The organism is Paenibacillus sp. Leaf72 (genome assembly GCF_001422685.1).
In the GTDB taxonomy this organism is placed as follows: domain Bacteria; phylum Bacillota; class Bacilli; order Paenibacillales; family Paenibacillaceae; genus Pristimantibacillus.
Window position 1 is genome coordinate 2,046,609 of sequence record NZ_LMLV01000001.1, and the last position, 24,841, is coordinate 2,071,449.

Sequence of the window (24,841 nt, forward strand, 5' to 3'; positions counted from 1 at the left end):
TAGGCCGAGGTCATACCTTTCATTATATACCTTTCATTATTTTGCGTTATCAGATAATTCACTGACCAGAGAATCGTACAAAAGGAGCAACGCTTTGGATGGACGAATGCCGAGCTCTTTTTTGATCAATCTCACATAGTCGGTGTATTGGGCTGTAAGCCCCTTCTTGTTTCCGTCCTGCGCATGCTTGCGGAGCAGCAAGCTCAGGACGGATTCATCAAGGGGATTTTGTGCATAAAGCTTTAGCAGCAGCTTCGACGCTGCGGCCGTATTGGAGAGAACGAAGAGTGTCTCCACTACATTTTTGACGAACGAGGTGTAAAGCTCTGCCAGCCGCTCTGTCTCGTGTATAGCCCAGACGTAGGCTTTGCTGCCGAACAGCTCCCCCGTGTAGAGCCTTTCCACGTTCAGCGCGTCCTCCACAGTAGCGGCGTCAACCTGCTTAAACTTTACCGCATGACGCTCGAACTCTTCAAAATCAATTATGGCATCTGCTAGTTCCAGTGCGTAGCCGTCGTTTTCCGAGCGAATAGCATCCCGAAGCGCTAACGGCTCTAATGATTTGCGGAGCTGATAAACCGTCGTATTCAAATACTTTTCAGCATTTACACTCGTCATCCCGGCAAAAATATCTGCAACGAGCCTGGCACGCGAAATTCGCTGACCACGGTTCAGCAGCAGGTAGGCAAACAGCTCGGCGCTTTTGCTGGAAATCCATTTTACGCGTCCCCGTTCATTTCGCACGGAAAAGTCGCCTAAAGCTGTAATGCTGACACGGTTCACGTTCTGAATTTGGGCGCTTGCTGTAAGGGAATCCCCTACCATCCTTCTGCTTTCAAGCGCGCGATGAATCGTCCGCTCCAGCCGCTCCTGCGTGACGGGCTTCACCAAATAATCAAGCACTGACAGCTCAAATGCCTCAACCGCATAGTCTTTATGCGAGGTGACGAACACAATTTGTGTTTTGCTGCCCGCCTTGTCCAGCTTGGAAGCAAACGCAAGCCCGCTGTCGCCCGGCACGGATATGTCAACGAACGCCAGCTCGACATCGGTATTTTCAGCGAGAAAATCGCCCGCGGCATGCATATTCACGAATGCCCCGACAACCTGCAGCTCCGCATATTTCGCCAGCATTTTCCGCATAATTAAATGCATGACAGGCTCATCGTCAATTAAGATGACTTTCATAAACGTTCACCACCGTTTCCTCGCTGTCGCTTCCAGCCCCGCTGCTAACGGCCCCTCGCAATGTAAACTGGAAAGTCGTTCCTTGCCCGGGCGAGCTTTCGAACCGGAGCATGCCGCCATGCATGCGGAGAAACTCCCGGGTCAATACGAGACCAAATCTCATTTCGCTGCCGTCCTCTCCACTTGCAAAGCCAGGCTCCTTGAAAAAGAGCTCATCCTGACGCAGCAGCCGCGCCGTCTCCTCATCCATTCCGCTCCCGTTGTCGCTAACGGATACCGTTACCACATCATGCTCAATAGAAGCGCTGACCTCGATCTTCCCATTGATATCCGTATATTTAATCGCATTAGACAGCAAATTTCGAAAAATCAGATCCAGCATTTCCTTATCGGCATTCACCGTCAGCTTCCCATCGACAAGCTCGGAAATTTGAATGTTTTTCATCGCCGCTCTGGCCCCTGCCAGCGATAAAGCTTGGCGGATAACCTGCTGCAGGTTCCAGGCCTGCGGCCGGAACGCAACCTCGCCATTTTGACTGCGATACCAGTCCAGCAAATTGTCGACGAGATGGAAGGTGCCGCGTACCTGCCGTCTAATCTCTTGAAAAACCTCGGCGCTGGCAATATCGGTATCCGTAGGCTCCTCGCCCAGCAGCTCGGTCAAGCTAACGAGAAGGGCAATGGGGTCGCGAATATCGTGAGCCATGACCGTAAACAGCTTATCTTTAAAGGCGTTCAGTTGGGACAGCTGCTGCGATTTTTCTCGCAGACGCTCCTCATTCTCCTTCAACTCCGTTATATCGCTGAACATCAGCATTTTGCCAATCGGGGTCGTCCCCGTGTCGTAAATATAAGTTAAGCTGCAAATGTAATACATCTGCCGATCGCCAAGCAACAGCTGGAGAGGAAAGCGCTCATCCTGAAAATCCGCTGCCGATATTCGCTGAAGCAGTTCAGGACTGGTCGCTAGTATGTCCTTGCTGAGGGCAGGGAAGCTTCTAGTTTGCATCAGCTCAGGAAATACCTCTTCAGCCGCGCGATTGTGGTTCACGATCTGATTGTCATAATCCAGCAGTACGACGCCGTCGCGAACGGTATCAAACATTTTGGCATAAGCAAGCGGTGTTAAACGAAGCAGTCCGAACCGAAAAATCCCCCAAGCATAGATGACGCCGGATACAGCGAACCCCAGCGGTGTAAAGTCAATGATCGTATTAAACATATAGCCAATATTAAACAGCATCGGCGCGGCCGCTCCGAGAGTTAGGAGGACAATCTGCTTCCGCACAATGGGCAACGCTCGTATATACAACGGAATAAACAGCAAAATGCCCAGCAGCAAAATCGTATAATTATAAACGCCATGCACCGTATACCACGGGCCTTTTAATGTATTGTACAACGGAACGGTATCGTTCGGGTTCGGAAAATAGCCTTCGTACACAAGATGATGCCACTCATTAGTAAGATGCAGAAGAAATGTGGCCGACGGAATGAGAAAAAGCAGCAGCGCAAGCCACTTTCGGTAAGGGGCTGCAAGCCCGGTAAACTGGATCACCATCAGCAGCCAGAAGGTGGAGACGAAGGGGATGCCTAAATATTCGAACTGAAGTGACCATTTTACGCCGTCCAAGGTAACGCTCAAAATTTCGAAGGCATAGCCAAGCGCATAGCAGGATGCTGCTGCCATCATATAAACCATCGTCCTAGCCACCTGCAAATGGCGTTTGCGATAGGATAGGAACAACACAAACAGCATCAGCGCCGTCGCAAAGCATAGCAATACTGACATCCACAACCTCGTATCCACGACGGCACCTACCTTTCATTCGCTCTTTCGAACATCTCGTCTATTGATTTATTTCCTTATGTGTTTCATTTTCAGGGTTGTCCGTAACGTTTGCAATAGCGCCGCGCTCTGCTGCCCGATTAATTTTTTTATCCAACTCTGAGCTCACCCAGGATAATAGCGATTCAAATACATTCAAAGGCAACCACGCTCCCCACCCAGCACGAAGAGCGTTCGCAACCATCGACTGTATAACGTGATAGAGGAGCCCGGCAGTTAGCGCACCAAAAAAGAGACCTGGCAAATTAAACAACAGATCTAATAAATGGCCGCCAGCCGGCAAAGCCAGCATAAAAAATGTGCGAAATACACCATCAATTCCATACTTGCTCGCGTATGAAAAATCCTTTTTAGCTGCCCTTATGCCGCTAATCCAATCCATTGCTACGAAAAATAGCAACGCCATCATTGCTGTTAACACTGCATCACCCGCTCCATACAAATATTCAAAAATAGGTACAACAAACGCACCCGCTGTTGAAATAAGGGCTTGCCCTTTGTTCATAATTTTTTCCTCCTAAAAGTAAAAGCTCCGCCGCGGCGGAGCTTTATTTTAATTTTTTATGATGAGACGACTTTATAAAACGAAGATAACAAAAAACAGGTTAATCATGGTGGTATCTGACCATAATCGACCTGTTTGATGTAACGTTATTACGTTATTTAGGATATAAAATTAGAGCATTGTTGTGAGTACAAACAATCGAAAAAGACTATAACACAGGTGGTTAGCTGGTATTGTGGCTTCGTTGGTTGTATTGTACGATCTTGGAGATAGAAAATTAACGAGTTTACACAATCTATTTTACAGACTTAATTTTTCATGTAAATCCATTCTCTGAAACATAAAGAGTCTTTCACTGCTCCTTCTTGTATTTTTCAACATACTGGTTAATTCCTGTAAAAAGAACTTCTTTTACAGTTTCCGTATAATCTCCAAAACTCTCTTTTGATGAGATAATATCTAAAACTTGCTTTAATTGACCATCAATAATGATTGTAATTCCATCTGTCAGAACATCGTTTTTTTCATTTTTAAATACATCTTTTATTATAGTAATATTTTTTTCACTCATGCTATATCCCCTTTGAAATAATTTTATTATCATTTTTTCACTAATTATATATTTATTTTAGTAAAATTTCAAAATAATCAAAAGTATGGTTCTTTAATTACTATACTGCGTATTATGAATAAACACCTTAAATACTGCTGAAGTAGCTATTAAAGATAGTATCCTTATTTCTATAAAGTGTGCTTTAATCCTTAAAATCGTCATCTGAAAAATTCAAGTTCAAGTGAATTATTGAACCCTTTTTTAATTTCTCAATATTCACTCGTTCTTGAATATTTATTCCTATAAGAGGGGTATTTGAAATCGAAAATGACACACTAATATCTTTTACTACAAATTCGAATTCCGTTCCATTCACGCTGCTGACAGTTATCTTAGAACCAACTAATTTCTTTAATTTTGTAATGTGATGTGTATCTGATTCAACAAAGTTAACGACTAACACCAAACCCCGGTTGGGTATATGAACTACATCATCTAACCTCATTAACTCCAAAATAAACTCTCCCTTCTATCGACTATTAATATAAAGCAAATCCCGTACATCTCTGATTCTGATTCCTGCGTTTCGTAGCCTGGATATTCCATCTCGTAAAAGCATAATTCTTTCTGCTTGTGTTATATCAGGAGCAAACCTCGCAGCACGTATGCTGGCTTGAGCCTCATCCAACGCAAAATTTCTAGTAATAGTATTAAATTCTTCATCCATAACTTGAAATGATCTTCCAGCTATGCCTGCTTCATAATGTCCTATTACTTCATGTGCTATAGTAGCTTTTCCCGTAATTTTGCTATTTGCAGACAATTTCCCTGCTCTTTTTGAAGGAAGAACATCATTATTTATGTTGAGAACTGTATCAAATATTATTCCTGTCGGAGAGGTATCATCAGGACTTGCTACACGAATATATTCCTTCGGTATTCCTAAATTTATAGCATAATCTGTAACTTCTTTAATTTGAGTTTCAGTTAGAGGTAACTCATTACGTTGACCATTGGTTTCTATAATCTTTCTTAAATGCTCTAGCCCTTCCTCCATCCCCTCAATACTGAAATTCGAACTATTTTCAATATCCGGCTTGCTCTTTTCGGAACTTTTCAAAGCTCGAACAGTCGAATCTAGTGCACCTTTTGACAGCGTTCCATCAAGGGGGCGTATTGTACTAGACAGATAATTCGTGTTTTGAAAGTATAGATCTCCTACTGGATTCGCTGCAGCTGCTTCAACAGGATCGCTACCTATATAACCAGCAGCGAAATCCGCATTCTCTTCTAGCATCCCATTTATCCTAAATGTATCAGAGTTTACATCCTGCGCCAAGTCTTGGGCTAGCTTATCTCCTAGGGCAGTAGCTCGTTGATGTTCTCCCGCTGCTTCTAGCTCTTGCATTGGTCTATACCCTGTGCCCATTTGCTCTGCACTTAACAACTCTTTAGATAAAACATTCAATTCAGCTGGGCCTAAATCGCTTCCCGCGTTAGAAGCAGTCCCGCTCATGTTATTCGAAGTAGCGGCAGCTTGGTTGCCCAACTCGTGCTGTATTTCTGAAGGTAGTTGACGGTTATGAAGCGCCTGCGTTTGGTTCCTTCCAAGCTCCTTCAGCCTCTCCAATGCCGCTCGGATGGGATGCAGAGCTTTTCCAGAACCTCCTACCGCTTGGCTTAATCGCTCTGCCGCCTTCAAAATAGTAGCACGGGGAGCTTCAAACTTATTCAGTGCTGAGCCTGCTCGGGGAGCATCGGCTGAGCTGCCACCACTCTTCTTCCTCAAAAAAGTACGCTCTATTAGGTCACTGAGGCTTTTCCCCTCTACATCCGTCACTGGAGCTCGAGATGACTTTATCCCGTCCTCCCCCCGATTGGGAGTGAGGCGCCCTTCCTGCTTCATTTGTTGCCCGGTTTGTACGAAGTCTTCCCATGCATTCGGGAAGGGTTCAGCCGATTCACCTTTTGAAGTACTTGTACGCAGAGCGGCCTGTACATCCGGCAAACCATCTGCAATTTCTCGCCAGCCACTCCTCTCTCCTATTGGAGCCGCCGGCCCTACTTGCACCTCCCCTACAATATTATTCAAGCTGTCTACATTTCTCAGCGTGCTGGCAAGCACCTCTCCCGGCGCTTGTCTAACCATCTGCACACCTTTACCCAGCCCGTATAGAGCCAGATCTCCAGCACCTCCCAATACGGTATCTAAGGCTATATCCGCAGCTCGACCGCTTAGAGACTGCTCATTCACCCCCAGCTGGTATTCGCCCACTTCGCGTGCGGTACCCAACATCGCACCACCCATTGCCCCACGCGTTACGGTTTGACCTGCTTTATTAGCCATTCCCTTCGTAGCAGCACCAGCTACTTTCCATGCTGCCGTGCCGGGTAACAGGTAACCTACAAACTGACCTGCTTGGCCTGCCGTTGTTTGCGTGGCACCCTCGGCACGTTCTGGCATGCCCATTTGACGATCCATATACGTGGATAATCCTAATGTCGCTGTATCTCCTATTCCTCGAATGAAGTTGGGGATTGGTCCCGTGTCCGTCACGCCGGGAATATCTGTCGCCCGTATGGCATCCCCCAGTCGTTCTCCTCCTGTTTTCCCTTCTAACAGGCTCGAAAGTCCTTCATCCACTTCTTTCGGGACAATCCGATCTATTAGCTTTGCAGTCGGCCATTCCGCTGGCCGATACCACGACGTCAGCTTGGATAATGGGGAATTCAAGGCCTGTTCCTGCCGCTCTGCGGCTTGCTGCTCCTGCAAACGCTGCTTCTGGCCCTTCACCGTTCCCGAAACACCCGTTGCCGGCGAAAGATCACGATTAAATAGCGTTCCTGGTATTTGCTCCGGTTTGGCTTGAACTGCACTTCCACCCTGGGCAGCTCCCGCTAGTTTATCCCAGGCTGGCGTCGGTGATGCCACTTGAACAGCAGGCTGTTGCACTGCGCGGTTGCGTACAACCTCATACTTATCTGGTACAGCTGCAGGACGGTTGTACATGCCGGAGAGCACGTTCCGCCTCGCTTCCTCTCCTTGCCGCTGTCGGTTTCGCACGACATCGTATTTATTTGACATCCGCTCCCCTCCAGTTCCCCATTACCTTGGCTACATATTTCTGTGTTTCCGTTGGAGCATAACTCGCAATTGCTGACCAGTTAGCTCCGTATTTCTTAATAGCCTTGTCCAAATTACCCGGTCCCCAATTATACGCAGCTAATGCTAGCCGGGGGTCGTTGTTGTATTTGCTCATCATTTGACTAATATACTTCGTACCGCCATTTACGTTTTGAATCGGGTCGTTGACATCTTTCACTCCTAATCCGGAAGCTGTTCCAGACATTAGCTGCATCAGGCCACCAGCACCAGCGGATGATTTAGCTTGGGGATTCCAACTAGATTCTTGCTGGATAATGGCCGCTATTAAGCTAGGTTCTATATTATATTTCTGTGCCGCCGCATTAACGATGCTCTGATAAGTTGACGGAATACTGGTATTACCAGAGCCACTTACTTTCCCTCGGTCACTCCATGCTTCTTATTGAGCGTACTTAACTCGTCCTTACTAAAACCAAGAGATAGAAGAAGCTGATCTGTTTGTGTTTCGGGTAACCCAAGATCGATAGCCGATGTGTACATCTTCTCGCGATCTGTAGCGTTTGTAGGCATCGTATTTTTGCCTGTAGGCTGCCCTGACGAATCGAGAACTGGAGTACCGTATAAGCGGCTAATAGCGCCATACGCTTGATCTAGATTCATGCCATTGTATGCACTGCGGTTCGTCTGGGACATCTCCCAATCCAAGCCTGCCCACTGGCGAGCACTATTATCTTTATACTGTTGTTCATTAAGATTTTGTGCTGCCCATTGAAGAGCATTCTGCATGCCGAATTGCCGAACCTGCTCATTAAACTGATCTAGCCATTGCTTGTCAGAAACGGCATCTCGACCGGCCGTATAATTATAGGCGCGATCAGACTCAAAAACACCGCGATCATATTGCTTGCCAGCCAATGTCTGCTGTCCAGCATTCGCATTTTTCGCAAGGCTGCCCCATGTCTGCGTTGGGCCAGAGCCTAAATTACCCGTTTGCCCGACCATATCCATATAAGCATTCCAGTTACTTTGTTTATTGGCCAAATCCATTTCTTGACCAGCCAGCGTTCTTGTACCTGCATAAGGATTAGCTGTTACATTTGCTGCTGAAACATTTGCCCCAAGGGTCGACGTATTCACCCCCATCGCTTGAAGCTGCGAGCGGATAACATCCGCCTGCCCACTAAGCTGCGCACGATCTGTCGCCGTAATTCCTTTTGTCTCCGCTTGTTGTTTTAAACCGATGAGCTGCTGGATAAGCTGCTGTGAACCGGCTGGCATATAGTTTCCCGTTAAGCCTGCCTCCGTTACGGATTCATTAAACTGATCCCCACGAAGTGCTCGTGCTGTATTTAGTAGATTGGCGGCATTAGCCAAACGGTCTTGATATTGCGCATAAGCCTGTTGGCGATATTCAGGAATATATGCTGCCGCTTCCTGCTCAGCTCGCTGTTGAATTTGACCTAGCTGCGACGAAGTCAGACTGCTATTTAAAATACCCTTTTCGTTAGCCGTCTCCATAGCGCTTTTACTTGCATCGCCTGCACGAATTTGTGCCAGCTGCCGCTGTGCCTGATAGCCGGCATCAGTCTCAGGATCGTAGCTAAAGGGTGTCCCCGTAAGACTTTCAAGCGCCGCATACTGCTCCGCACTCTTGGCTTGCCAATCATTATATTGAGGCGTTGAAAAAGAGGGGGTTGGCTGAGTGGTCGTCGGAGCTGGTACGGGAGTTACTTTGGGCACAACCGGAGTAAAGATTCCTGTCCCCGGATTTTGAGATGCTGACGAACCAGATTTAGCCCTTAAATCAGGCAATATTGGATCTGCTTTCTTCTTTTCTAGAGTGTTAGTCTGCAACGTCGCATTTGTTGTATTAGCCGCCGTGGTTGAACTAGGAACACTGCTTTTAGCTAATTGGGCCTTTGCCCAAGCTTGCTGGCCCGCATTAGCCGTTCCACCCGCAGCCGTCTTGCCCGCTGCCATATTTGTCAAATATTGATTTTGATTTGTGTTTACTGTCACTACTCTCACCTCCAAAAATAATAAAAAAAGCCGTTTATTTAACGGCTGGCTTTACGGTTCCTCTTTGCTTCAATGAATACTGCTCTAAGAACTATTGCTAAATCAACTATCTCTAATCGCCTTCACTCCTGATCGGGTGTAGACCCTAATTGGGCTAGCCTTCGCATCACTTGTTGCCAACAGCTCAAATGCGCCAACGCGTGTTGGAGTTGTTATTCGCATGGAGGAGCTTCCAGATTCCAGAATACTTGGATGATAGATGGGCAGTCTATGCACACGAGAGGTTCCCTTCACATTCAAAAACTCTAGCGTGTGGTTTAAAAGCAAAGACAATGCGCTTAATATTTCCCCGCCCCAATAGGTATACCAAATATCATTACTAGGATCGACAGACCATGTCCCGCCTACTTGGCTGGTCGGTGTATTGGGGTCAACATAAAACCTGTCCAAATACCTTAAGCTTCTGGTAATAATGGTAATAATGACAGAATCATCTCCTCCTGCCAGATGGGCATACAGCGCTGTGCGCAGTAATAAACCCGCCATATGTGTCTCATCATAGTTTCCATAAGGAGCTCCATTTGCAGGAAAATCGGTTAAAATTTTATTCTGACTGCTGGTCCAGTACCTATTAATCATATGGAGAAAATCCAGTGTCAAGGTTGCGGCCACTTGATTATCGGGGTCCAAATACCATGTCCTAGCTACCGTGTCAGCTGTCCGATATTGAAAGCCTGCCCAGGTTGTATTTGGATCTGGCCCGTCCCATGTGAACGTATTTTTAGCTCCGTAATCCTTCGAGTCCCATCTATCCCATAAATAAACGGGAGCAAAACCGCCTCTTACTCCTGTAGCCGCATAATAAGCATCTGCCGCATCTGATAAAAAGTCCAAGACGACATTTACCCCCGTTGACTCATTAAGCTTCTCCCAAATGTACGGAGCCTGGTAACCGGAATATGGCATTCCTCTCCAATTCATAATTTGATTGTTTTCTGTTCCAAAACCGAAAGGTGCCACCCATGGCGTATAGTTCAGAACCGGAAGAGGATACGGTCTTACGTATTCAATCGTCAATTTATGGGCTGCTGGTTCATTATCATTAATGCAGAAGGTAGATATATTGGTTTGAAGCGGCATCTTCTGCAGCACTCCGATATAGACAATCTCGCACCAGGCCTGAATATTCAATCCATTCAGTGCGTAATTCCGCACACGCCCACCCGCCGGCCTTGTCACACCTGATATATCCACCTCCTGGTAATCTGCCAGCACAAAGTCACTCCAGGAGAGAGCCACCGTGCCAAAAGATGATCGATCTGGCAGATTGGCCACCCAACCTACGCCATTGGCATCTGTTACGACCATGCCCATTCCATTTCCACGATATTGCATCGGTAAAATCGTACTAGGCATCCCTTCGGCAAAGGTTAGAAAATACTGCGCCCAGCCGGTGTAGGTATATACAATCTCTTTAGGAATCGGTGTTCCATCTTCATCCGTCTCCGAGTAGTCTACGATGGTGCCTTTCTCTTCACCCCGAAAAAACTGAAATCGCCGCGCAGTCGCTCCCAATGATGTAGAAACATCCGTGTAGCTCACTGTGCTATGCGAACTTTTTACAATAAAGCCACTCTGGCTATCCGGTCTATAATACGCGCTCCATCTAACCTGACTAGCATTATAAAAATCTGTATACCGCAGCGATATGGTTTGAAGGTTATTCCCGCCAATAAGCTGCAATCGAGCCTCCCAATATTGGTCATAATGCTCTATATTAGGTATGATGACGGCTTTAGCCGTTAAGGGAATATCCGAAGCTAAGCGCACATCTATATACTTGTTAGCATTATCCCACTTTTCCTGTATATTCCCTTTGCCAATTTCCACAGATTTATAATTGCCGTCCGCTTTTACCTCTAGCACAATATGTCCACTTGGCTTTCGATAAGACCTTGTTTTATTGGCTCGCATATCATAAATATAAGTACCTGCTGAGTTGAGAGCATCGGTACTGCTCGTATCCAAGGCCAAATAATCATTATTCACAGTAATTTGATGTGACATATAAATCATATTTTTAGTTGCTTCTCTTGCCTTATACCATTTTGTGTTTCCTGTAAAACGGTATAACAGTTCATAACAGTCATAAGACCAAAAGAGGGAATCAACCGCTGCACCTTTTTCACCATCTTTATATTTACGCCAAATCGGATACGCGTCGAAAACTTCATTTTTATGGATAATCGGCCCGGTAAGTGTTGATAGTGCCACATATAAATCGCCTGTAAAGTTTGAACGAAGCCTAATTAATGTTCCAGACGATACAGGTTCAAAATAATAAACATCATATTTCGTGCCGATAATATCTGCTGTTGGGCTATCCCAGCTCAATCGGCTGTCTAATGAACGGGCAGAAAATACTCGGTTTACATCTTTAGAGGTATAGCCTACACCGCCAGCAAAATGAATAACATCATCCAAAACGAATTCCTCAGAGGTTGCTTGACTCTGCTTAGCATTAACAAGCCAGTAAGGAACCCATAATTGGTTGGTTACATTGGGCTCAGGAAGAGACATGCCGCTGTAATAAACCCAATCCAGTGAAGAGGCAAGATGAAGAGCCTTATCCAGCCACTCTCGTTCATGAGTCGTTCCATACATATCCAAATAACCCCGCAAAGCTAAAAATTGTCCTTCTGAGGTTCCTGCATAGGCTGGAAAATAACCGCCACGCCCTACTTCATTATGAAAATGCGCTACGGTAACTCCCTCTGAGTTCGTAATATTAGGCAAAGCATCCCTTGTATACTTCGTTAAAAATTGACTGTAGCCTTTTATCCATTTTCCAATCTTGGGGATGGAGAAAGCGATGGATTGAGAAGTAAATAATCTGCTTTTATCAACCGCCATTACAAATCACTCCTAAACCACATCTGACCGACAGCGGGACTAGTCGGATCAGCGGTGCGCACGTCTATGCCAAACCCTACACCACTCTCTCCCACCTTTAGCTCAACCAATTCTCCATTTGACTCACGGTAATATTGAATAGCAATACCGTCTGTCAGCTTTCGAATGAAACTCTTCCCTCTATTTCCGTTGCCATTTCCTGATCCCAACTGAAACTCTGGCAAATATTGCCCATCCTTCAGTTGAAAGCTAATCGCGGATTTCACCAACTCATTATAAACGTACTGCATAACCCCCCAGCTTGTTGGCTGAGCGGTAACAGCAGTTTTAGCTGAGTTGGTCCAATATAGTAAGTTGCCATAGCGGTCTCTAGCCTGTTCTATTGAACTCCCCGACCGGCTGGCAGTTACCCACTCGGCCGTCTGCCCTCTTATACGAATATAATTAACATCCGAAGTATCGCCATTTAAATACTTTTTCACCTTGTCACTTGTTTCCAGCTGATCCACCGTAAGCTCGGCGATATACCCCTTATCCGCAGCTAATACATTCGTTATCGTTACATTAGATACAACAAAATCAATTTCCGCCTCTACTGCCGCAAGAAGCTCCGTTATTTTTATTTTATCTACTGTGATAGAGCCAGCAGCAATATTGTCTGAGGTGATGGTTCCCGCTGCAATCTGGTCTGAAGTAATCGTCCCTGCTGCAATCTCATTAGCTGTTATAGAACCAGCCTCAATATTGTCGGCTTTAATTCCCCTTGCACGGATATTTTCAAAATCTAAATTGCCGTTTACTAGATATTTCACGGTTTTTTGCAGCTTAGCGAGCTGCTCAAAGGAATCCTCTATCGTACCAACCTCTGCCGCAACATGTATGCTTTGCGTGGGCATACCATCACCTCCTTGTAGGCAACTGACGGAGCTGCCTTGTAATTTCGTGGATCGTCACTCTTCCCGTTGCTACAATTTTAAGCCTTACACTATTAGCAGCAGCAATACTGTTAATAGGAACTAAAATCTCCTTATATCTAATGCCTGTGTCGGTTGATATGATAGGCAATGGTATCCAACTGTTTCCTGTTGGTTGTCCGCTAATAAGTATTTGAAGTGTACTTCCGGCTGCTAAAGTAGCGACAACCCAAAGCCTAAACCAGTGCTGCTTCCGCGCCAGACTGTCTGCCGTGAATGGCTTTGTCACCGCCGTCGCTGTAATAACTCCTCCTGCATCTGTATCTGCTCCTAAACGCAATATTCTTCCTGTTGCATCGCCAACATACATATAATCGCCAACGCGAAGCATCTGCATTGCAGAAATGCCGTCCCATGTATACCATGCCTGATGAATAGGATCAAGCTGCAGGATACAGTTGATTTGAGAGGAGGTGTCTAAAGGCACACCAAAGTACAGGCTTGCCCCATCGTTTCCAGCAACACTTTTGTGAATATTTGCTTTATTGGCATTGTTTATGATGGTCTGTATAGGCATAGAGTAATCCTTACGAGGACGAATCCCTCCGCTATACCGATAGATCCCATCCCTCGATATGAAAGGAAGTGTCTCATCATAAGCAATAATTGCCTTATTGCTTACGGCTCCAATATCAGAAGCTACCTTATCCATGCTGTAGCTTTGCGGGCCCTTGCCATATAGCTCATGCATACTGGAGGGCTTAAAGACGGTCAAGTGTCCATTGCCTGCATTCAGCCCATTAATCGTCTCGCCATCTGGCGTATCAACCGCAATCTCGCCCGCATCATCTACGGTTGTCCAGTCGTCGGCTTCATTAAGTGCTGAGAACCGAATAGAATTGCCGATTGCACAATATAGTCGATTAGAGTGAGTCGTAATAAAATTGCCTCCTGCTGGAGCATTTGCAAGGTTTTGAACAGTTACTCCGTCATATCTTTTTATAGCATCAATGCCATTTGACCCAATTAAATTAATTCCTGACAAGTTGCCTTTAAAGTTGCAGAAGGTCCATTCCGCAGCCGTATTAAGTCCTGATGCAAGAATAGTCCATACTACTGTATCCCACTTGCGCCAAGTTCCATCTGAAAATACGGCATGCAGCTCCTTCCCTTTCCAAGCCCCCATACCCAGCACAGAGCCAGAACCATATGCCCCAATTACCGTGTATCCCTTACGAGTTGTAATAGCTGGATATTTGTTGGCGCTAAAATTAGTAAGCTCAGTGAAAACGTCATCTGGCAAGTTAAAGCCCTCATCATCGGGTTTGAATATCCCGTTAAACGCTCTCACAGGTATTGGATCGGAAACGCCCCGTATGCCTTGCCACATGCGATCTACCACAATGTCGTCTCCTTTACTCTCCTAATTCCCATAGTCTTAATATCCCTCTGTGCATCCTGCAAAAGGGATAAAAATTCAGCGCGGAAGTTATTGAGCATATCCACATCTTTCTGCAGTCCGGCAATCCATGCGGCCGCATCATAAATGTAAAGCCCATGGTAATCTTCAGGAAGCCCTGGCGTATCAGTCAGGTGACCTGCACTTAGTGCAGGAGGACGCTGTCTATACAACAGAACAACCTCTGATTGAATAGGGTTCGGCTCTAAATAAAGCTTGCCGCCAATCATTTTTGCATGTAAATTTGGCGCCCCTTGCAAATTAGGCGATATTTTTGTATAGCTCATTCCCCCAACCGTAATCATCTGAATACGATCTTCCGGACAATCTGCGGGCAGCACATATCCATTAACTGCAGTTGTTACAAAAATATGTTCCTTATTAGGTAAAGGAAATGATCGAAAAAGCCGTCGAGAGAGTTCATTGAACCTGCCGACTATTTCAGCATCGGTAAGGTCATTGAATATCTCTAGCCGGACACGTTCGATTAACTCTCCTACGTTCATGTACTTGCACCGCCAATCGATACGGAATATTTATCGCCGTTATACATATCCTTGGCAAAATCCTTTGCCAGCTGTTCCTTGCGCTGTTCCATATGATGCTCCCTCATTTCGTCAGCCTTCTCGATTACAGCCGAAGCGCTAAAACCGTTAGCGGTATGGATTTTACGAATGTGCGTGACAACGCGGCTCGACAGCTCGGGAAAACCACTCTGTGGCAGCTTCATAACCGCAAGCTCCGTCCAGCCATCTATAATTAAATGTTCTCCTGTATGAGGATTCCACATTAAATATAGATGCTCATCATAGGCTTGCAATTGTGGCTCAACGTCATATAAATCATTAATCATCACTCTGGTAAAACCGTCTTTATAGTGTCTATTCATTGATCCTCCTATAAAAAAGGGGCCCGAGGGCCCCCTTCATTTTGATGCTTAAATTAATAGCCAGTCGGTTCGTTAAGATCTCCCAATTCGCCAAACGAACGACGATTATGGCAAACCATCGTCTCGTAGCAAAATGCTGTTGCCTCATAGGCAGCTTTGTTAGGGACTCTGCTAAACATACTGCCGTCTTCATCCATAAAGGCAAGCTGCGATGTATAGTACAGGCCCAGATCATCCCAGTTTCCAGCCCAAATACGTTTAGCTGGCATATAGCGATCAACGATCAGCGGCATACCGTCAAACTCAATCGCTTTATAGCCGCCTTCCAGCTCCATCGGATTAACAAAACGCTTCATAGAAGTAAGAGACGCCTCATAAGCTGCACGAACACCATGGGAGCAAGCAAGCCATTCCACTTTTTTGCCACTCACAATATCCAGCCGATCGAGCAGTGAACGAATAAGCGTATCGGATACCGCTCTGCCTGTACCGCCGTTCGCCATTACAGTGGACTGCCACCATGTATATGTGGCTGGATCAAGCGTTTGCAGTGCTTTAGTCTTGCTGATGATACCCGCCAGCCCCATTGGCTCCAAGTTAAATGCGCCAGTAGATACCGCAATTTGACCAGCCGTCGTTGCAACTGCTGCTCCGCTGATTGTAATTGTTTTAGCATCGTAATCAACCGAGGTGATCGTACGACCCGTTGCAGCTGCAGTATTTGGCAATGTATAAATATCGATAACCTGGCCGACAAAAAACAAACGGACATCATCTACGTTAAGTGTCGTTGATGCCGACTGAGCTGGAAATGCCGCCAATTTACCACTTCCGTCACCTAGGGAAACACGACGCATGTAGTTTTGAAGGTCTGTTGTTAAACCTTTGACCTCGCTTGTCAATGCACGAATATATGACGTTTCGTCACGTTTGGAGGCTTGAATGGTAGCGTTGGATACTTGAAGTCGGCCATGAACATAGGCAACGTTACCAGAAGAGCCTTTGTAGCCTTGTTGACCCGCGCTTGGCAGATCACCCATTTCTGTACCGGCCCCTACACCGCTATTACGGCCAAAGTGATGGGCGATATAAAAGTTTTTGCCATCACCATCAATTTTCTCGGCCTTATCCTTCAATTTTTTAATAAAGTAGTTGGAACCGTTATTGACCTGCTCCTGCACCTCAGGCAAATAATCAATTTTTAGAGCTTCTTCAATAGTGGACAATGTAGCTGGCATATATAATTCCTCCTCTTATTCTGCATTCCGAGATGCTTTGATTCGCTCAATCGCTCGAGCTTCTGCCCCTTTGAATCCTCCACCTATTTTGGTGTTGGATAGAGCGGCTGCACCTGGTGCGCTGTCTGTTTTTACTCCACGTTTGGAGTTAAGATAATCTTTAATGGCATCCTCTTTAGCTGAGGAAAGCTTAGACTCTAGAGCATCTGCTTTCATAGCTTTGAAAGCAAACTCAGGCTTTGCAATTTCATTCTCATGCATATACTTCCAAAGCTCCTCATGGTGAAGGGAATTGCCATCGATTTTCTTATCGATACAAAATTCCTTCAGCATGTTTTCGAAGTCCTGAACCGCTTGCTTTTGACTCTGTTCCGCCTCCATTTCATCCGCTCGTGCAGCCTTTGCCTCAAGCTCCTCGATACGGCGCTTCACTTGTGGAGAAACATTTTCCTCTTCTGCGCGATCCTGCAGTTCAATCAGCTCAATTTGCTCCTTAAGGGTCATAATATCGTTTATACCGCTGGCCCGCTGGAGATACTCGGCAGCCTGTCGATACATGTCATGATCCTTGTATTCCTTGCGAATTTGCTCAATTTCATCCTCCTTTTCCAGCCGCCATTTCTCTTGAGCGGCTGCGAGTCTTTTAGCAAAAGCAATATCCTCCTTGCCCTGACCTTCAGTAACCTTTTGAATATTCACTTAACCTACCTCCTCCTTCTTCATACTCCCCGGCGTCAGGAGCTAATTTAACGCCCGATTTTTCTGTCTTTGTTCCTCAAATAAATGAAGCTTTAAATTGAAAAACAGTTTTGACATAGTCATTACTCGAGTTATGCGGCGGCCATAACCTATTAACGCCCGCAGATATAGTGAACGGGCTACAAGACTGTCACTTGTAGCCCGTTACAGGGTTTCGATTACAAATTCAGTTTCACGTTCCTCAACTAACTGCCAATCGCCATTATAGTCAGGACGGTATGGGTCATCGTCAGTGCCGGTACCAATCTTACTTACCGTAATAATCATTTTATAAGGCCTCCACTTTAAAATTATCAAGACGACAAACCGAACCCGCAGACTCCAAACCAACACGTGTTGGCGTCTGAAAAGTGGTGTCTGTCACAGTCACCTTGAGCTCGTTATTGTAATAGCCTTGAAACTGGTTTCCGTTAACTATAATTTTCAAAGTATCTCCATCCGTAGGCGTAACGGAAAATGAAGAGAGTGACGTGGTTGATCCAGCTAATCGTCGCTGCATAAATACAGTGTTCGAGCTCAGCACAAACCTATACCAGTTAGCGGAATCAGTAAATCTGAAAACCAGGCCCGAACGATTGACCCGTACCGCGAGAGAAATTTCCGCCTTATAATCCGTAAAGCCTGCATCTACTGTAGCGTAATTTTCCGTACCTGTAGGCGTATACGCACGTTGAGATTGAATCCCCCATGTGCCTGTGTGGCTTGTCCACGGCTGTCCCGTATCTGTAAAACCTAAAACAGAGCTATTATCATCACGGTCAAAGCTATCTGTGGCAATAAGCTTGCTGGATCTGCCGCCCGCTAAGCTATTTGATCCGTTAAGGCTAATATTAAGTCCCAGCCCCAGCCAGACCCCCATTAGTAAAATCCTCTTATTCCTGCTGCTGTCGTAGATGTTGCTAGTACCTTTACTACAGAAATAGGATACATGCCGGTGGGCAAGGCGGGAATAATCGCTGTAGTACCGTCGAACATCTGCACATTTAGATCGCCTCCAGTTCCTACATAAATAGCACGGGTAGCCTCAAAAAGATTGCTGTCGCTAGGTGCAATAACCTTAATGCCTACCGCTGGTCCATCATGCATAGGGATATCCCCTTTCACTTTTGATATTATTTTCCACTATACTCTCTGTCCATTCTGCTGCTGTTGAGCTTCAGCCAAAGCTTGCTTTTCCAATAAAGGTGCATTCAGCCGGCTTACGTGCTCCTCATAGTGCTGATCGACAAGTGAACGCAGCTCTGGCGGCATTTCACGATAACGGCCTGATTTTCTAAACGTATTATGGACGTAAATGTGTACCTCGTCGTCGTCGCTATCCCATAAGCTTGGTATATCCGGTGGCTTCGGAGGCATATATGGCGCCCACTGCTCATGCGGTATACCCGCTTGTTGAAGCTGCTGCTGAATAATCTGTGTCTGCTCGTTGTACATGTTAAGCATCCGCATAAACTCAACATTATCCTGCAAGTCTTCAAAAGCTTTATTTTCAAGCTTAGCGTTATTACTGTCGAGTGCTTCTTGCTCGAATAATGCTGTAGAATCTCCCATACCCATCAGACGCAATAATTTGGCCGGATCAGGTGTCCCGTCCTTCTTGATAATTGCCCCTGCTCCCCACATAGTCATCACCCGTTCCTGCTGCGCCGCCTTCATTTCTGGCAGGCTGGAACCTTGAACAATGTTGATGTCCTCAAAACCCGTTAAGTCAGAGCCACTAAAACTAATCAGTTCAATTTCATTATCCTCACCCAGCAGCCTTGACTGGCGCTCCTCTGTGTAATGGTCCTTAAGCAGCCTCAAAATACGCTGCATAACCTTTTTCATTCCTTGCTCATAATTCTGGGAAGCTACGGCTAGCTTTTCATTCTCCTGCTCTACCATAAGCTCTAAGCCGCCAAGCGTATCAAGTCCAGCAGGCAATCGCCCTTGTGATACTTCGCGAGCTCCGCTCATATCATCTAAATCAATAGCATTTTGGAGCAGTTCCTGGCTGTAGAATGACGGAATGTCTGGAGCGTATATCCGTTCGGGCTTAGCATTGTTAATTGGGTTATACGAAATAATACCTGCAATTTCATTGGTTAAGTCTTCTTCATCTACTCCACTGCCTATTGGGTTCAGCCACATCGAGTTACCCAGCCTCCTTGCATGAGTGGCGACCATTGATCGTAGAACATTAATTTCACGCTGCGGAGCCAGCATATCCGTTACAATGGCATCGTATTGAATAGACCCCGGTATTGGAATATAGCCAAATAGCTGGTATGGCAATTCTCCGGAGTTTTCACTATAATCAAGCTCCTGGCCATTGCAAACCGTGATTTTTGCTCCTGCAGGGTATCGTTTGCAGGGCTTATACCAAAGCTCATAAACGATAGCCTGATTTTGCAATCCCCTATTGCTATAAGCGCCTCCCCCGTCCAATGACGTTTTAGCTATGTCATAGCGGTTGAGATAATCTATATTGGCATCAGGGCTGACCTGTACACCGTACTCTTCGTAGATTTCATCTACATCGCGAGCCTTTCGCTCAATGATCCAGCGTATCTCTTCTTCAGTGGTCGCTGCAGGATCTGCAAAAATAGTTAAAGGGTCACACACTCGAGCACGAATAGCTCCTTCATTCACGGACTTGCTTCCACCCTTTACCCACTCCTCGTAACCTGGCTCGCCTTCGTTTGGTGTGAGATCCATTCCCACTTCACTATCGAACCAGGTTTTGACCCAGCAGCGCTTCTGAATCAGCATATAGAGGAACATTTCTTTCGTTTTCCTGCTTAAATCAAGCTCCTGCCAGAGGACATGCATATATTTGTCTGCTGCCTTGGCAGCATCAATATCTGTCTGATCCTTGCTTCCAGGAATCACATCGAATTTGAGCTTGTTTTTTATATGCTTAGCAAGCAATGCCATAATTCTTGGCCTGATTTTATTACGAGTCACTCTTGTCTCGCCAGACGGCTGTGACATAGCCTGAACACGACGCTCTCCACTATTCCAGCCTATCCATTGATTGCCAAGATAATAATTTATATTGACAAGCTGTTGACGAATATCCGTCCAGTTTTCGGCGCTTTTAAATAATAGATCAACACGATCAGGAGTGAGCCGTTTGGGCTCTTGTCCTACTGCGTTCGCATTAGTAATGGCATTTTGTTTAGACACGGCTCACGCCCTCCTATTTTTGCATCTGAGCAGCTAACACCGCTTCTCGCAAACGCTGGTCCCCCCATTGTGGTACATAATGTACCTGGTTCGTCTTAAGCCACTCGATCAACTCTGAGCGCTCCATCGTCTGCATTTCCTCTACTTCAATTCCAGATTTATCATTATTATTAGGATTAATAGTAATTGTGTGATGAGGAACAATAACCTCTTCGATTTTCACTTCGACGAAGCCATAGGTAGGATCCACCTCTGCCCGGCGCTCATAAGCATCTCTAGCATCTGCGGCCGCCCCGTAACGCTCATCAAATCCACATGTATATTTAAATAAATTCATGCTCTATTAACCTCCTTAAAGTGGCTCGAGCGGTGCTCGCTCTATCATTCCCAGTTTTGTTTTTAATATCTTGACTTCCGCATGCTTAAATTCACCAAATGATGGGGCTTGGATTCGATCAAGCAATTGCTGGCGCTCCAATAACCAAGCCTCCCGCTCATTAGTCCAGCGCTCAAACAAATCAGCATTTGTACGCTCATACATACTTCCCAATCTTTCCACATGCATCAGAAGCATTACGATTAGCCCGATTTGCGCCAGTGCGCTAATCAAAATAACTAGCAGCAGTTCCTTATTCATAGTGGCTGAATTCCTTTCTTTTTCTTTTTCCCTTGATTCGCAATGTTTCGCCTAATACGAGCCTCTAAGCTATTATCGCAATCCTCTCCAAGCTTTAAGTTGCCGCCAAAATAAATAAAGCGATGGAGCGCTTGGCTCATCGCATCTACTTGATCATCATGTTTTCCGTTTGGAAAACTGGCAGCTTCTTCAACAAAATCATTTACCCATGCCTTTCGAGGCAAATAGACATTTCCCGATTCAATGTAAGCTGATACGGCATTCACCCTTGAAACCTTTCCACCTTCTGGATTAACGGCAATAATGCCTCCTATTTGCCCCTGCAGTGTCTGAATGATCGCCGAACCATTGGCTTTATCTTCAATCAGCTTAACCGCTGCATCAGGATACTTCATGCAAATATTCCGTATGCTTTGTATCGTGGCAGGAAAATTGAGCTTCGCTCTAATTTGATCGACCAAATACATGTTTGCCTGATTTTTCCCCCATACTTGTATAACCACATAATCACTATCGGCCTCATCCTTAAAGGCAGCATCCACAGAAATAAGAAGTGATGCAAAAGGTGGGGCATTTTCGTAGTATCTCCACCACTCACGCTTGAGAAAGCTGCCCTCAGCCGCACTTGGGCGCTGCTGATAGAGAGCGTTAAATACCCTTGAACCTACATCCATCCTGATCTGGTCCATACGATGCTTGTCGAAACCAAACTCAGGCCATAGAGGCTGCCCCTCCTCTCTGCCTAGATAATCATCTTTTTCTGCCAAAGCTGGAAAGTTAATGACTGTCCACTTTTCCCCGCGATGAGTTCCTTCAGCAATCGCATCGGCCTCTTTTTTGAGCAGCCTGCCGACAAGATCATCCTCATGCCAACGGGTCATGACGACAATGATGCGTCCATCTGGCGTTAAACGAGTGTAGAGGGTTGACGTATACCAATCCCAAATCTTGTCTCGCATGGTTTCGCTATCCGCTTCCTCCGCGTTTTTTACTGGATCATCAATAATAGCGATTTTTGCGCCTTTGCCTGTAATTGCCCCGCCCACACCAGCTGCTGTTACACCGCCCCGATAGCCTTCAATTCCCCAAGACTCCGCAGCTTTATTAATAGGGTCAACACTCACTTCAAAAACATGTTTATTAGCCATTAACGTATCGCGGGCAATTCTCGAAAAACCGCGGCTTAAATCTACAGAATAGGAGGCCAAAATAATTTCATCTACCGGATTTCGTCCAAGATGCCAAGCCGGAAATTTTTTACTGACCCGTTCGCTTTTGCCATGCCGTGGCGGCATCGTAATGATTACCCTTTTCAGCTCGCCTGATGAAACCTTAATAAGTGCCTCATCCAACACATCCAAATGTTTCCCTTCCCTGTCATGAAACTTGCTATCATAGTCAACAAAATAGCTAAAATCAATATAAGCCCGAGCACATTGAATTTCATCCAGTGTCGGCAGCTTTTCCAATGATCTGTTCAAGCTGTTCCAGCTCCTTTGCGCTAAGCTTCCGCAAGTCATGACTATGAGAATGGACCAGTTGCCCCTTTAGCTCGAATTTGTCCTTAAACATCCCAAGATGACGGCCTATCTTCTCAAGGGCACTTACCTTATCATGCAGCTTAAACTTCACACTGCCTCCAGAGCCAGTAATGGTCTGGCTGACCTCGGCTATGCATGCTGCTTGATCAGATGAGAGCATCTCTGAATTAATAAGCGATACGCCGTTATCCCCCCATGTTGTAAACATTCGCATATCACTAAATCCGATCTTAGCTAACTCATGCAGAACTCTATCCTGTGTAATTTCAGTACGCTGCTCTCGTTCTTTCATCCGTTTTTGAAGCGTTTCTTGGATATTAGCATTAGCTAGTAGTCTGGATCCCTGATCTCCTGCTGTCTTCATGCTATAACCAGCACGTCTGGCTGCAGCAGCCGCATTTAAATCAACGAGATATTCATCTATAAACCGGGCCTGTCTAGCTGTAAGAGACATTACATATCACCTCACTCCTTGTTCATTTTTAGCCAAAACAGTATATAGAAAAATAAAAGGCCACTCGGTTAGGAGTGACCCCGTGATAATGTATATAAGACTTGCATGTGCCGCTTATATTTTATTACCACACTAGCATAATAACACGGTTTATAAGGCCAAAAGTGCCATCATAGTGCCAACTCATCTCCAACCCAGTTTTTCTGCAACAGCATTTACGATTTCATCTCGCCAACGCAGCGCTTGCCTTCGGCTGACATGCAAATGATCAGCCGTCCCATCCCACGTTAAGGGTTGCGATTTCGTCCAGTAACGAAGCTTAATAAGCTCTCTCTTTTCAAAAGGCAGCCTTTCGACTACCGTTTCAATCGCATCAACGATATTTTGCAGCTGCTCTAGTTTCTTATGGCTGGTTAACAGCAGCGCTGCACGTCCTGTTGGGTCACCAGGCAAATTACTTCGACCTCCACCAATGTTTTCATCGTCTCTATATCTTCCATGCAGAATTTCATTCCTCAGTCGAACAATTTCCTTTTGGGTATCCTGATAAGCATAAAATTCACTTTCCACATGCTGAAAAGTTCCCTTTTTAAGTTTAGGCTCTTTAATCATTGATCGTTCCTCCTGTTTTCTCAACTGTTGTTCTCTACTTTATGCACCACTGCTTTAATAGCAATCAAACAGTCAATTTAATTGACGTATAAGTTAAAAAAAAAGAGTTTACTTAAAAAACAATTTGCGTCAATTAAATTGACTGTGTATAATGAAGAAAATATTATAGCCGGTTTAATTGCCAGCAAACTCAATATCCTGGTCTGCTAAATCAGGAAATAGCGTTTCCGCATTTGTTCCAAAATATTTAACTAATTTAAATAGCAGCTTAGCATCGGGATTAGCTCTTCCATTCTCAATATGTCGAATATGGCTCTCAGTAACGCCCACTGCAAATGCAACTTCGCGCTGCGTTTTTTTAAAGCTTTTACGATAGTTGCTAAATACCATTCTTTTCACAGCACTACTCTTATTTTTCATCTGTTCACCTCACTTCAATGACGTTTATTTAATTGACGTTAAGTTATACTACCACGTCAATTAAAATGGCGCAATATATTTAAAAATCATTTTTTGGAGTTGATTCATTTGGATGATATTCAAAAAAAAGAAATGGGCATGCGCATTAGGGCTCTTCGAGAGAAACGGGGGATCTCACAGGAAGAATTAGCAGAAATACTTGGCATGAAACGAACTAATATTTCGAACTATGAAGCCGGGCGAGCTGTACCCCCGGGCAATATTATAAGGGATTTAGCAACAGAACTTCGAAGCACATCCGATCATATACTTGGAATAGAATCTGACCATATACCTAGCTGGGCAAGCTCTAAAGATATTTTGGACTTTAAGAAGATGCTTGAAGAGGAACATGAAATTATGTTTGACGGTGTGTCAATGAATGCAGCGGATAAGAAGCGGGTAAATGATATTTTAACAGGCCTTTTCTGGGAGGCTAAAGAAATGAATAGAAAAGAGAAGAAGAAATAATATAACCAATGATATAAGAAAAAACCTGCTTATCTCCTTTATAAAAAGAAAGAGATAAGCAAGTTCTTGAAAGCCGCGTTATTTTCATAAATATTTGAGCAGCAAAG

General features: G+C 45.2%; 26 protein-coding genes. 1 reads left to right on the plus strand and 25 read right to left on the minus strand.

The features are described 5' to 3' along the window. Window positions 1-36: 36 nt before the first annotated feature. The 25 genes from ASF12_RS08750 to ASF12_RS08865 all read right to left on the minus strand — a co-directional run bounded on the left by ASF12_RS08750 (window position 37) and on the right by ASF12_RS08865 (window position 24,224). Window positions 37-1,188: a response regulator gene (locus ASF12_RS08750; RefSeq protein ID WP_056032301.1), complete on the minus strand. Its 1,152-nt coding sequence runs from the start codon at window positions 1,186-1,188 to the stop codon at window positions 37-39. Further along, window positions 1,169-2,980 (minus strand): sensor histidine kinase, encoded by a 1,812-nt coding sequence (locus ASF12_RS08755; protein WP_056032306.1) that lies wholly within the window; start codon window positions 2,978-2,980, stop codon window positions 1,169-1,171. Before ASF12_RS08755 ends, ASF12_RS08750 begins: the two co-directional genes overlap by 20 nt. 58 nt (window positions 2,981-3,038) lie before the next feature. Next, window positions 3,039-3,542 carry a phage holin family protein gene (locus ASF12_RS08760; RefSeq protein ID WP_056032309.1) on the minus strand — a complete coding sequence of 168 codons (504 nt, stop codon included), beginning with the start codon at window positions 3,540-3,542 and terminating at the stop codon, window positions 3,039-3,041. A gap of 352 nt (window positions 3,543-3,894) precedes the next feature. Continuing rightward, on the minus strand, window positions 3,895-4,113 hold the full coding sequence (locus ASF12_RS08765) for a hypothetical protein (RefSeq protein WP_056032310.1): 219 nt from the start codon (window positions 4,111-4,113) through the stop codon (window positions 3,895-3,897). 184 nt (window positions 4,114-4,297) lie between these two features. Next, window positions 4,298-4,600, minus strand: a complete 303-nt coding sequence (locus ASF12_RS08770; RefSeq protein ID WP_235533104.1) for a hypothetical protein — start codon at window positions 4,598-4,600, stop codon at window positions 4,298-4,300. 24 nt (window positions 4,601-4,624) lie between these two features. Next, window positions 4,625-7,180, minus strand: a complete 2,556-nt coding sequence (locus ASF12_RS35525) for a hypothetical protein (protein WP_235533081.1) — start codon at window positions 7,178-7,180, stop codon at window positions 4,625-4,627. Further along, window positions 7,170-7,592 (minus strand): lytic transglycosylase domain-containing protein, encoded by a 423-nt coding sequence (locus ASF12_RS08780; RefSeq protein ID WP_081418678.1) that lies wholly within the window; start codon window positions 7,590-7,592, stop codon window positions 7,170-7,172. The genes ASF12_RS35525 and ASF12_RS08780 overlap by 11 nt, the downstream gene beginning before the upstream one ends. Before the next feature lie 20 nt (window positions 7,593-7,612). Then, window positions 7,613-9,220: a hypothetical protein gene (locus ASF12_RS08785; RefSeq protein ID WP_056032319.1), complete on the minus strand. Its 1,608-nt coding sequence runs from the start codon at window positions 9,218-9,220 to the stop codon at window positions 7,613-7,615. 102 nt (window positions 9,221-9,322) lie between these two features. Beyond that, a complete protein-coding gene (locus ASF12_RS08790; RefSeq protein WP_056032322.1) occupies window positions 9,323-12,133 on the minus strand; it encodes a hypothetical protein in 2,811 nt (936 codons plus the stop codon). Continuing rightward, window positions 12,133-13,029, minus strand: coding sequence for a hypothetical protein (locus ASF12_RS08795; protein WP_056032325.1), 897 nt, complete (start codon window positions 13,027-13,029; stop codon window positions 12,133-12,135). The genes ASF12_RS08790 and ASF12_RS08795 overlap by 1 nt, the downstream gene beginning before the upstream one ends. A gap of 4 nt (window positions 13,030-13,033) precedes the next feature. Then, entirely contained in the window at window positions 13,034-14,449 is a 1,416-nt protein-coding gene (locus ASF12_RS08800) for a hypothetical protein (RefSeq protein ID WP_056032329.1), read from the minus strand. After that, entirely contained in the window at window positions 14,443-15,012 is a 570-nt protein-coding gene (locus tag ASF12_RS08805) for a phage adaptor protein (RefSeq protein WP_056032332.1), read from the minus strand. The genes ASF12_RS08800 and ASF12_RS08805 overlap by 7 nt, the downstream gene beginning before the upstream one ends. Further along, a complete protein-coding gene (locus ASF12_RS08810) occupies window positions 15,009-15,395 on the minus strand; it encodes a hypothetical protein (RefSeq protein ID WP_056032335.1) in 387 nt (128 codons plus the stop codon). The genes ASF12_RS08805 and ASF12_RS08810 overlap by 4 nt, the downstream gene beginning before the upstream one ends. A gap of 53 nt (window positions 15,396-15,448) precedes the next feature. Beyond that, a complete protein-coding gene (locus ASF12_RS08815) occupies window positions 15,449-16,633 on the minus strand; it encodes a phage major capsid protein (RefSeq protein WP_056032338.1) in 1,185 nt (394 codons plus the stop codon). A 15-nt stretch (window positions 16,634-16,648) separates the two neighbouring features. Beyond that, complete coding sequence (locus ASF12_RS08820) at window positions 16,649-17,332, minus strand: hypothetical protein (protein WP_056032343.1); 684 nt, start codon at window positions 17,330-17,332, stop codon at window positions 16,649-16,651. Window positions 17,333-17,536: 204 nt separating this feature from the next. Beyond that, window positions 17,537-17,659: a hypothetical protein gene (locus tag ASF12_RS36145; protein WP_268795410.1), complete on the minus strand. Its 123-nt coding sequence runs from the start codon at window positions 17,657-17,659 to the stop codon at window positions 17,537-17,539. A 1-nt stretch (window position 17,660) separates the two neighbouring features. Next, on the minus strand, window positions 17,661-18,251 hold the full coding sequence (locus ASF12_RS08825) for a hypothetical protein (RefSeq protein WP_056032346.1): 591 nt from the start codon (window positions 18,249-18,251) through the stop codon (window positions 17,661-17,663). Further along, window positions 18,251-18,478, minus strand: a complete 228-nt coding sequence (locus ASF12_RS08830; protein WP_056032349.1) for a spike base protein, RCAP_Rcc01079 family — start codon at window positions 18,476-18,478, stop codon at window positions 18,251-18,253. Before ASF12_RS08830 ends, ASF12_RS08825 begins: the two co-directional genes overlap by 1 nt. Before the next feature lie 36 nt (window positions 18,479-18,514). After that, window positions 18,515-20,560: a portal protein gene (locus tag ASF12_RS08835; protein WP_056032354.1), complete on the minus strand. Its 2,046-nt coding sequence runs from the start codon at window positions 20,558-20,560 to the stop codon at window positions 18,515-18,517. A 13-nt stretch (window positions 20,561-20,573) separates the two neighbouring features. Beyond that, window positions 20,574-20,897 carry a hypothetical protein gene (locus ASF12_RS08840; protein ID WP_056032357.1) on the minus strand — a complete coding sequence of 108 codons (324 nt, stop codon included), beginning with the start codon at window positions 20,895-20,897 and terminating at the stop codon, window positions 20,574-20,576. A gap of 15 nt (window positions 20,898-20,912) precedes the next feature. Continuing rightward, the gene (locus ASF12_RS08845) at window positions 20,913-21,197 is read right to left on the minus strand and encodes a hypothetical protein (protein WP_056032360.1); all 285 of its coding nucleotides are present in this window, start codon (window positions 21,195-21,197) and stop codon (window positions 20,913-20,915) included. After that, the gene (terL, locus tag ASF12_RS08850; RefSeq protein ID WP_235533082.1) at window positions 21,194-22,666 is read right to left on the minus strand and encodes a phage terminase large subunit; all 1,473 of its coding nucleotides are present in this window, start codon (window positions 22,664-22,666) and stop codon (window positions 21,194-21,196) included. The genes ASF12_RS08845 and terL overlap by 4 nt, the downstream gene beginning before the upstream one ends. Next, window positions 22,641-23,192, minus strand: a complete 552-nt coding sequence (locus ASF12_RS08855) for a terminase small subunit (RefSeq protein ID WP_063892481.1) — start codon at window positions 23,190-23,192, stop codon at window positions 22,641-22,643. The genes terL and ASF12_RS08855 overlap by 26 nt, the downstream gene beginning before the upstream one ends. A gap of 183 nt (window positions 23,193-23,375) precedes the next feature. Next, on the minus strand, window positions 23,376-23,804 hold the full coding sequence (locus tag ASF12_RS08860) for a transcriptional regulator (protein ID WP_056032363.1): 429 nt from the start codon (window positions 23,802-23,804) through the stop codon (window positions 23,376-23,378). A gap of 174 nt (window positions 23,805-23,978) precedes the next feature. Continuing rightward, window positions 23,979-24,224: a helix-turn-helix transcriptional regulator gene (locus ASF12_RS08865; protein WP_056032367.1), complete on the minus strand. Its 246-nt coding sequence runs from the start codon at window positions 24,222-24,224 to the stop codon at window positions 23,979-23,981. 108 nt (window positions 24,225-24,332) lie between these two features. Here ASF12_RS08865 and ASF12_RS08870 point away from each other — a divergent pair, with 108 nt between their 5' ends. Further along, entirely contained in the window at window positions 24,333-24,734 is a 402-nt protein-coding gene (locus ASF12_RS08870; RefSeq protein WP_056032370.1) for a helix-turn-helix domain-containing protein, read from the plus strand. Window positions 24,735-24,841 lie beyond the last annotated feature (107 nt).

Coding starts and splice junctions, on each gene's coding strand:
- ASF12_RS08790 (WP_056032322.1), bottom strand. CDS start 12,133: ATGGCGGTTGATAAAAGCAGATTATTTACTTCTCAATCCATCGCTTTC.
- ASF12_RS35525 (WP_235533081.1), bottom strand. CDS start 7,180: ATGTCAAATAAATACGATGTCGTGCGAAACCGACAGCGGCAAGGAGAG.
- ASF12_RS08815 (WP_056032338.1), bottom strand. CDS start 16,633: ATGCCAGCTACATTGTCCACTATTGAAGAAGCTCTAAAAATTGATTAT.
- ASF12_RS08860 (WP_056032363.1), bottom strand. CDS start 23,804: ATGATTAAAGAGCCTAAACTTAAAAAGGGAACTTTTCAGCATGTGGAA.
- ASF12_RS08750 (WP_056032301.1), bottom strand. CDS start 1,188: ATGAAAGTCATCTTAATTGACGATGAGCCTGTCATGCATTTAATTATG.
- ASF12_RS08865 (WP_056032367.1), bottom strand. CDS start 24,224: ATGAAAAATAAGAGTAGTGCTGTGAAAAGAATGGTATTTAGCAACTAT.
- ASF12_RS08795 (WP_056032325.1), bottom strand. CDS start 13,029: ATGCCCACGCAAAGCATACATGTTGCGGCAGAGGTTGGTACGATAGAG.
- ASF12_RS08830 (WP_056032349.1), bottom strand. CDS start 18,478: ATGCATGATGGACCAGCGGTAGGCATTAAGGTTATTGCACCTAGCGAC.
- ASF12_RS08840 (WP_056032357.1), bottom strand. CDS start 20,897: ATGAATTTATTTAAATATACATGTGGATTTGATGAGCGTTACGGGGCG.
- ASF12_RS08770 (WP_235533104.1), bottom strand. CDS start 4,600: ATGAGGTTAGATGATGTAGTTCATATACCCAACCGGGGTTTGGTGTTA.
- ASF12_RS08765 (WP_056032310.1), bottom strand. CDS start 4,113: ATGAGTGAAAAAAATATTACTATAATAAAAGATGTATTTAAAAATGAA.
- ASF12_RS08825 (WP_056032346.1), bottom strand. CDS start 18,251: ATGGGGGTCTGGCTGGGGCTGGGACTTAATATTAGCCTTAACGGATCA.
- ASF12_RS08810 (WP_056032335.1), bottom strand. CDS start 15,395: ATGAATAGACACTATAAAGACGGTTTTACCAGAGTGATGATTAATGAT.
- ASF12_RS36145 (WP_268795410.1), bottom strand. CDS start 17,659: ATGATTATTACGGTAAGTAAGATTGGTACCGGCACTGACGATGACCCA.
- ASF12_RS08755 (WP_056032306.1), bottom strand. CDS start 2,980: ATGTCAGTATTGCTATGCTTTGCGACGGCGCTGATGCTGTTTGTGTTG.
- ASF12_RS08805 (WP_056032332.1), bottom strand. CDS start 15,012: ATGAACGTAGGAGAGTTAATCGAACGTGTCCGGCTAGAGATATTCAAT.
- ASF12_RS08760 (WP_056032309.1), bottom strand. CDS start 3,542: ATGAACAAAGGGCAAGCCCTTATTTCAACAGCGGGTGCGTTTGTTGTA.
- ASF12_RS08855 (WP_063892481.1), bottom strand. CDS start 23,192: ATGTCTCTTACAGCTAGACAGGCCCGGTTTATAGATGAATATCTCGTT.
- ASF12_RS08845 (WP_056032360.1), bottom strand. CDS start 21,197: ATGAATAAGGAACTGCTGCTAGTTATTTTGATTAGCGCACTGGCGCAA.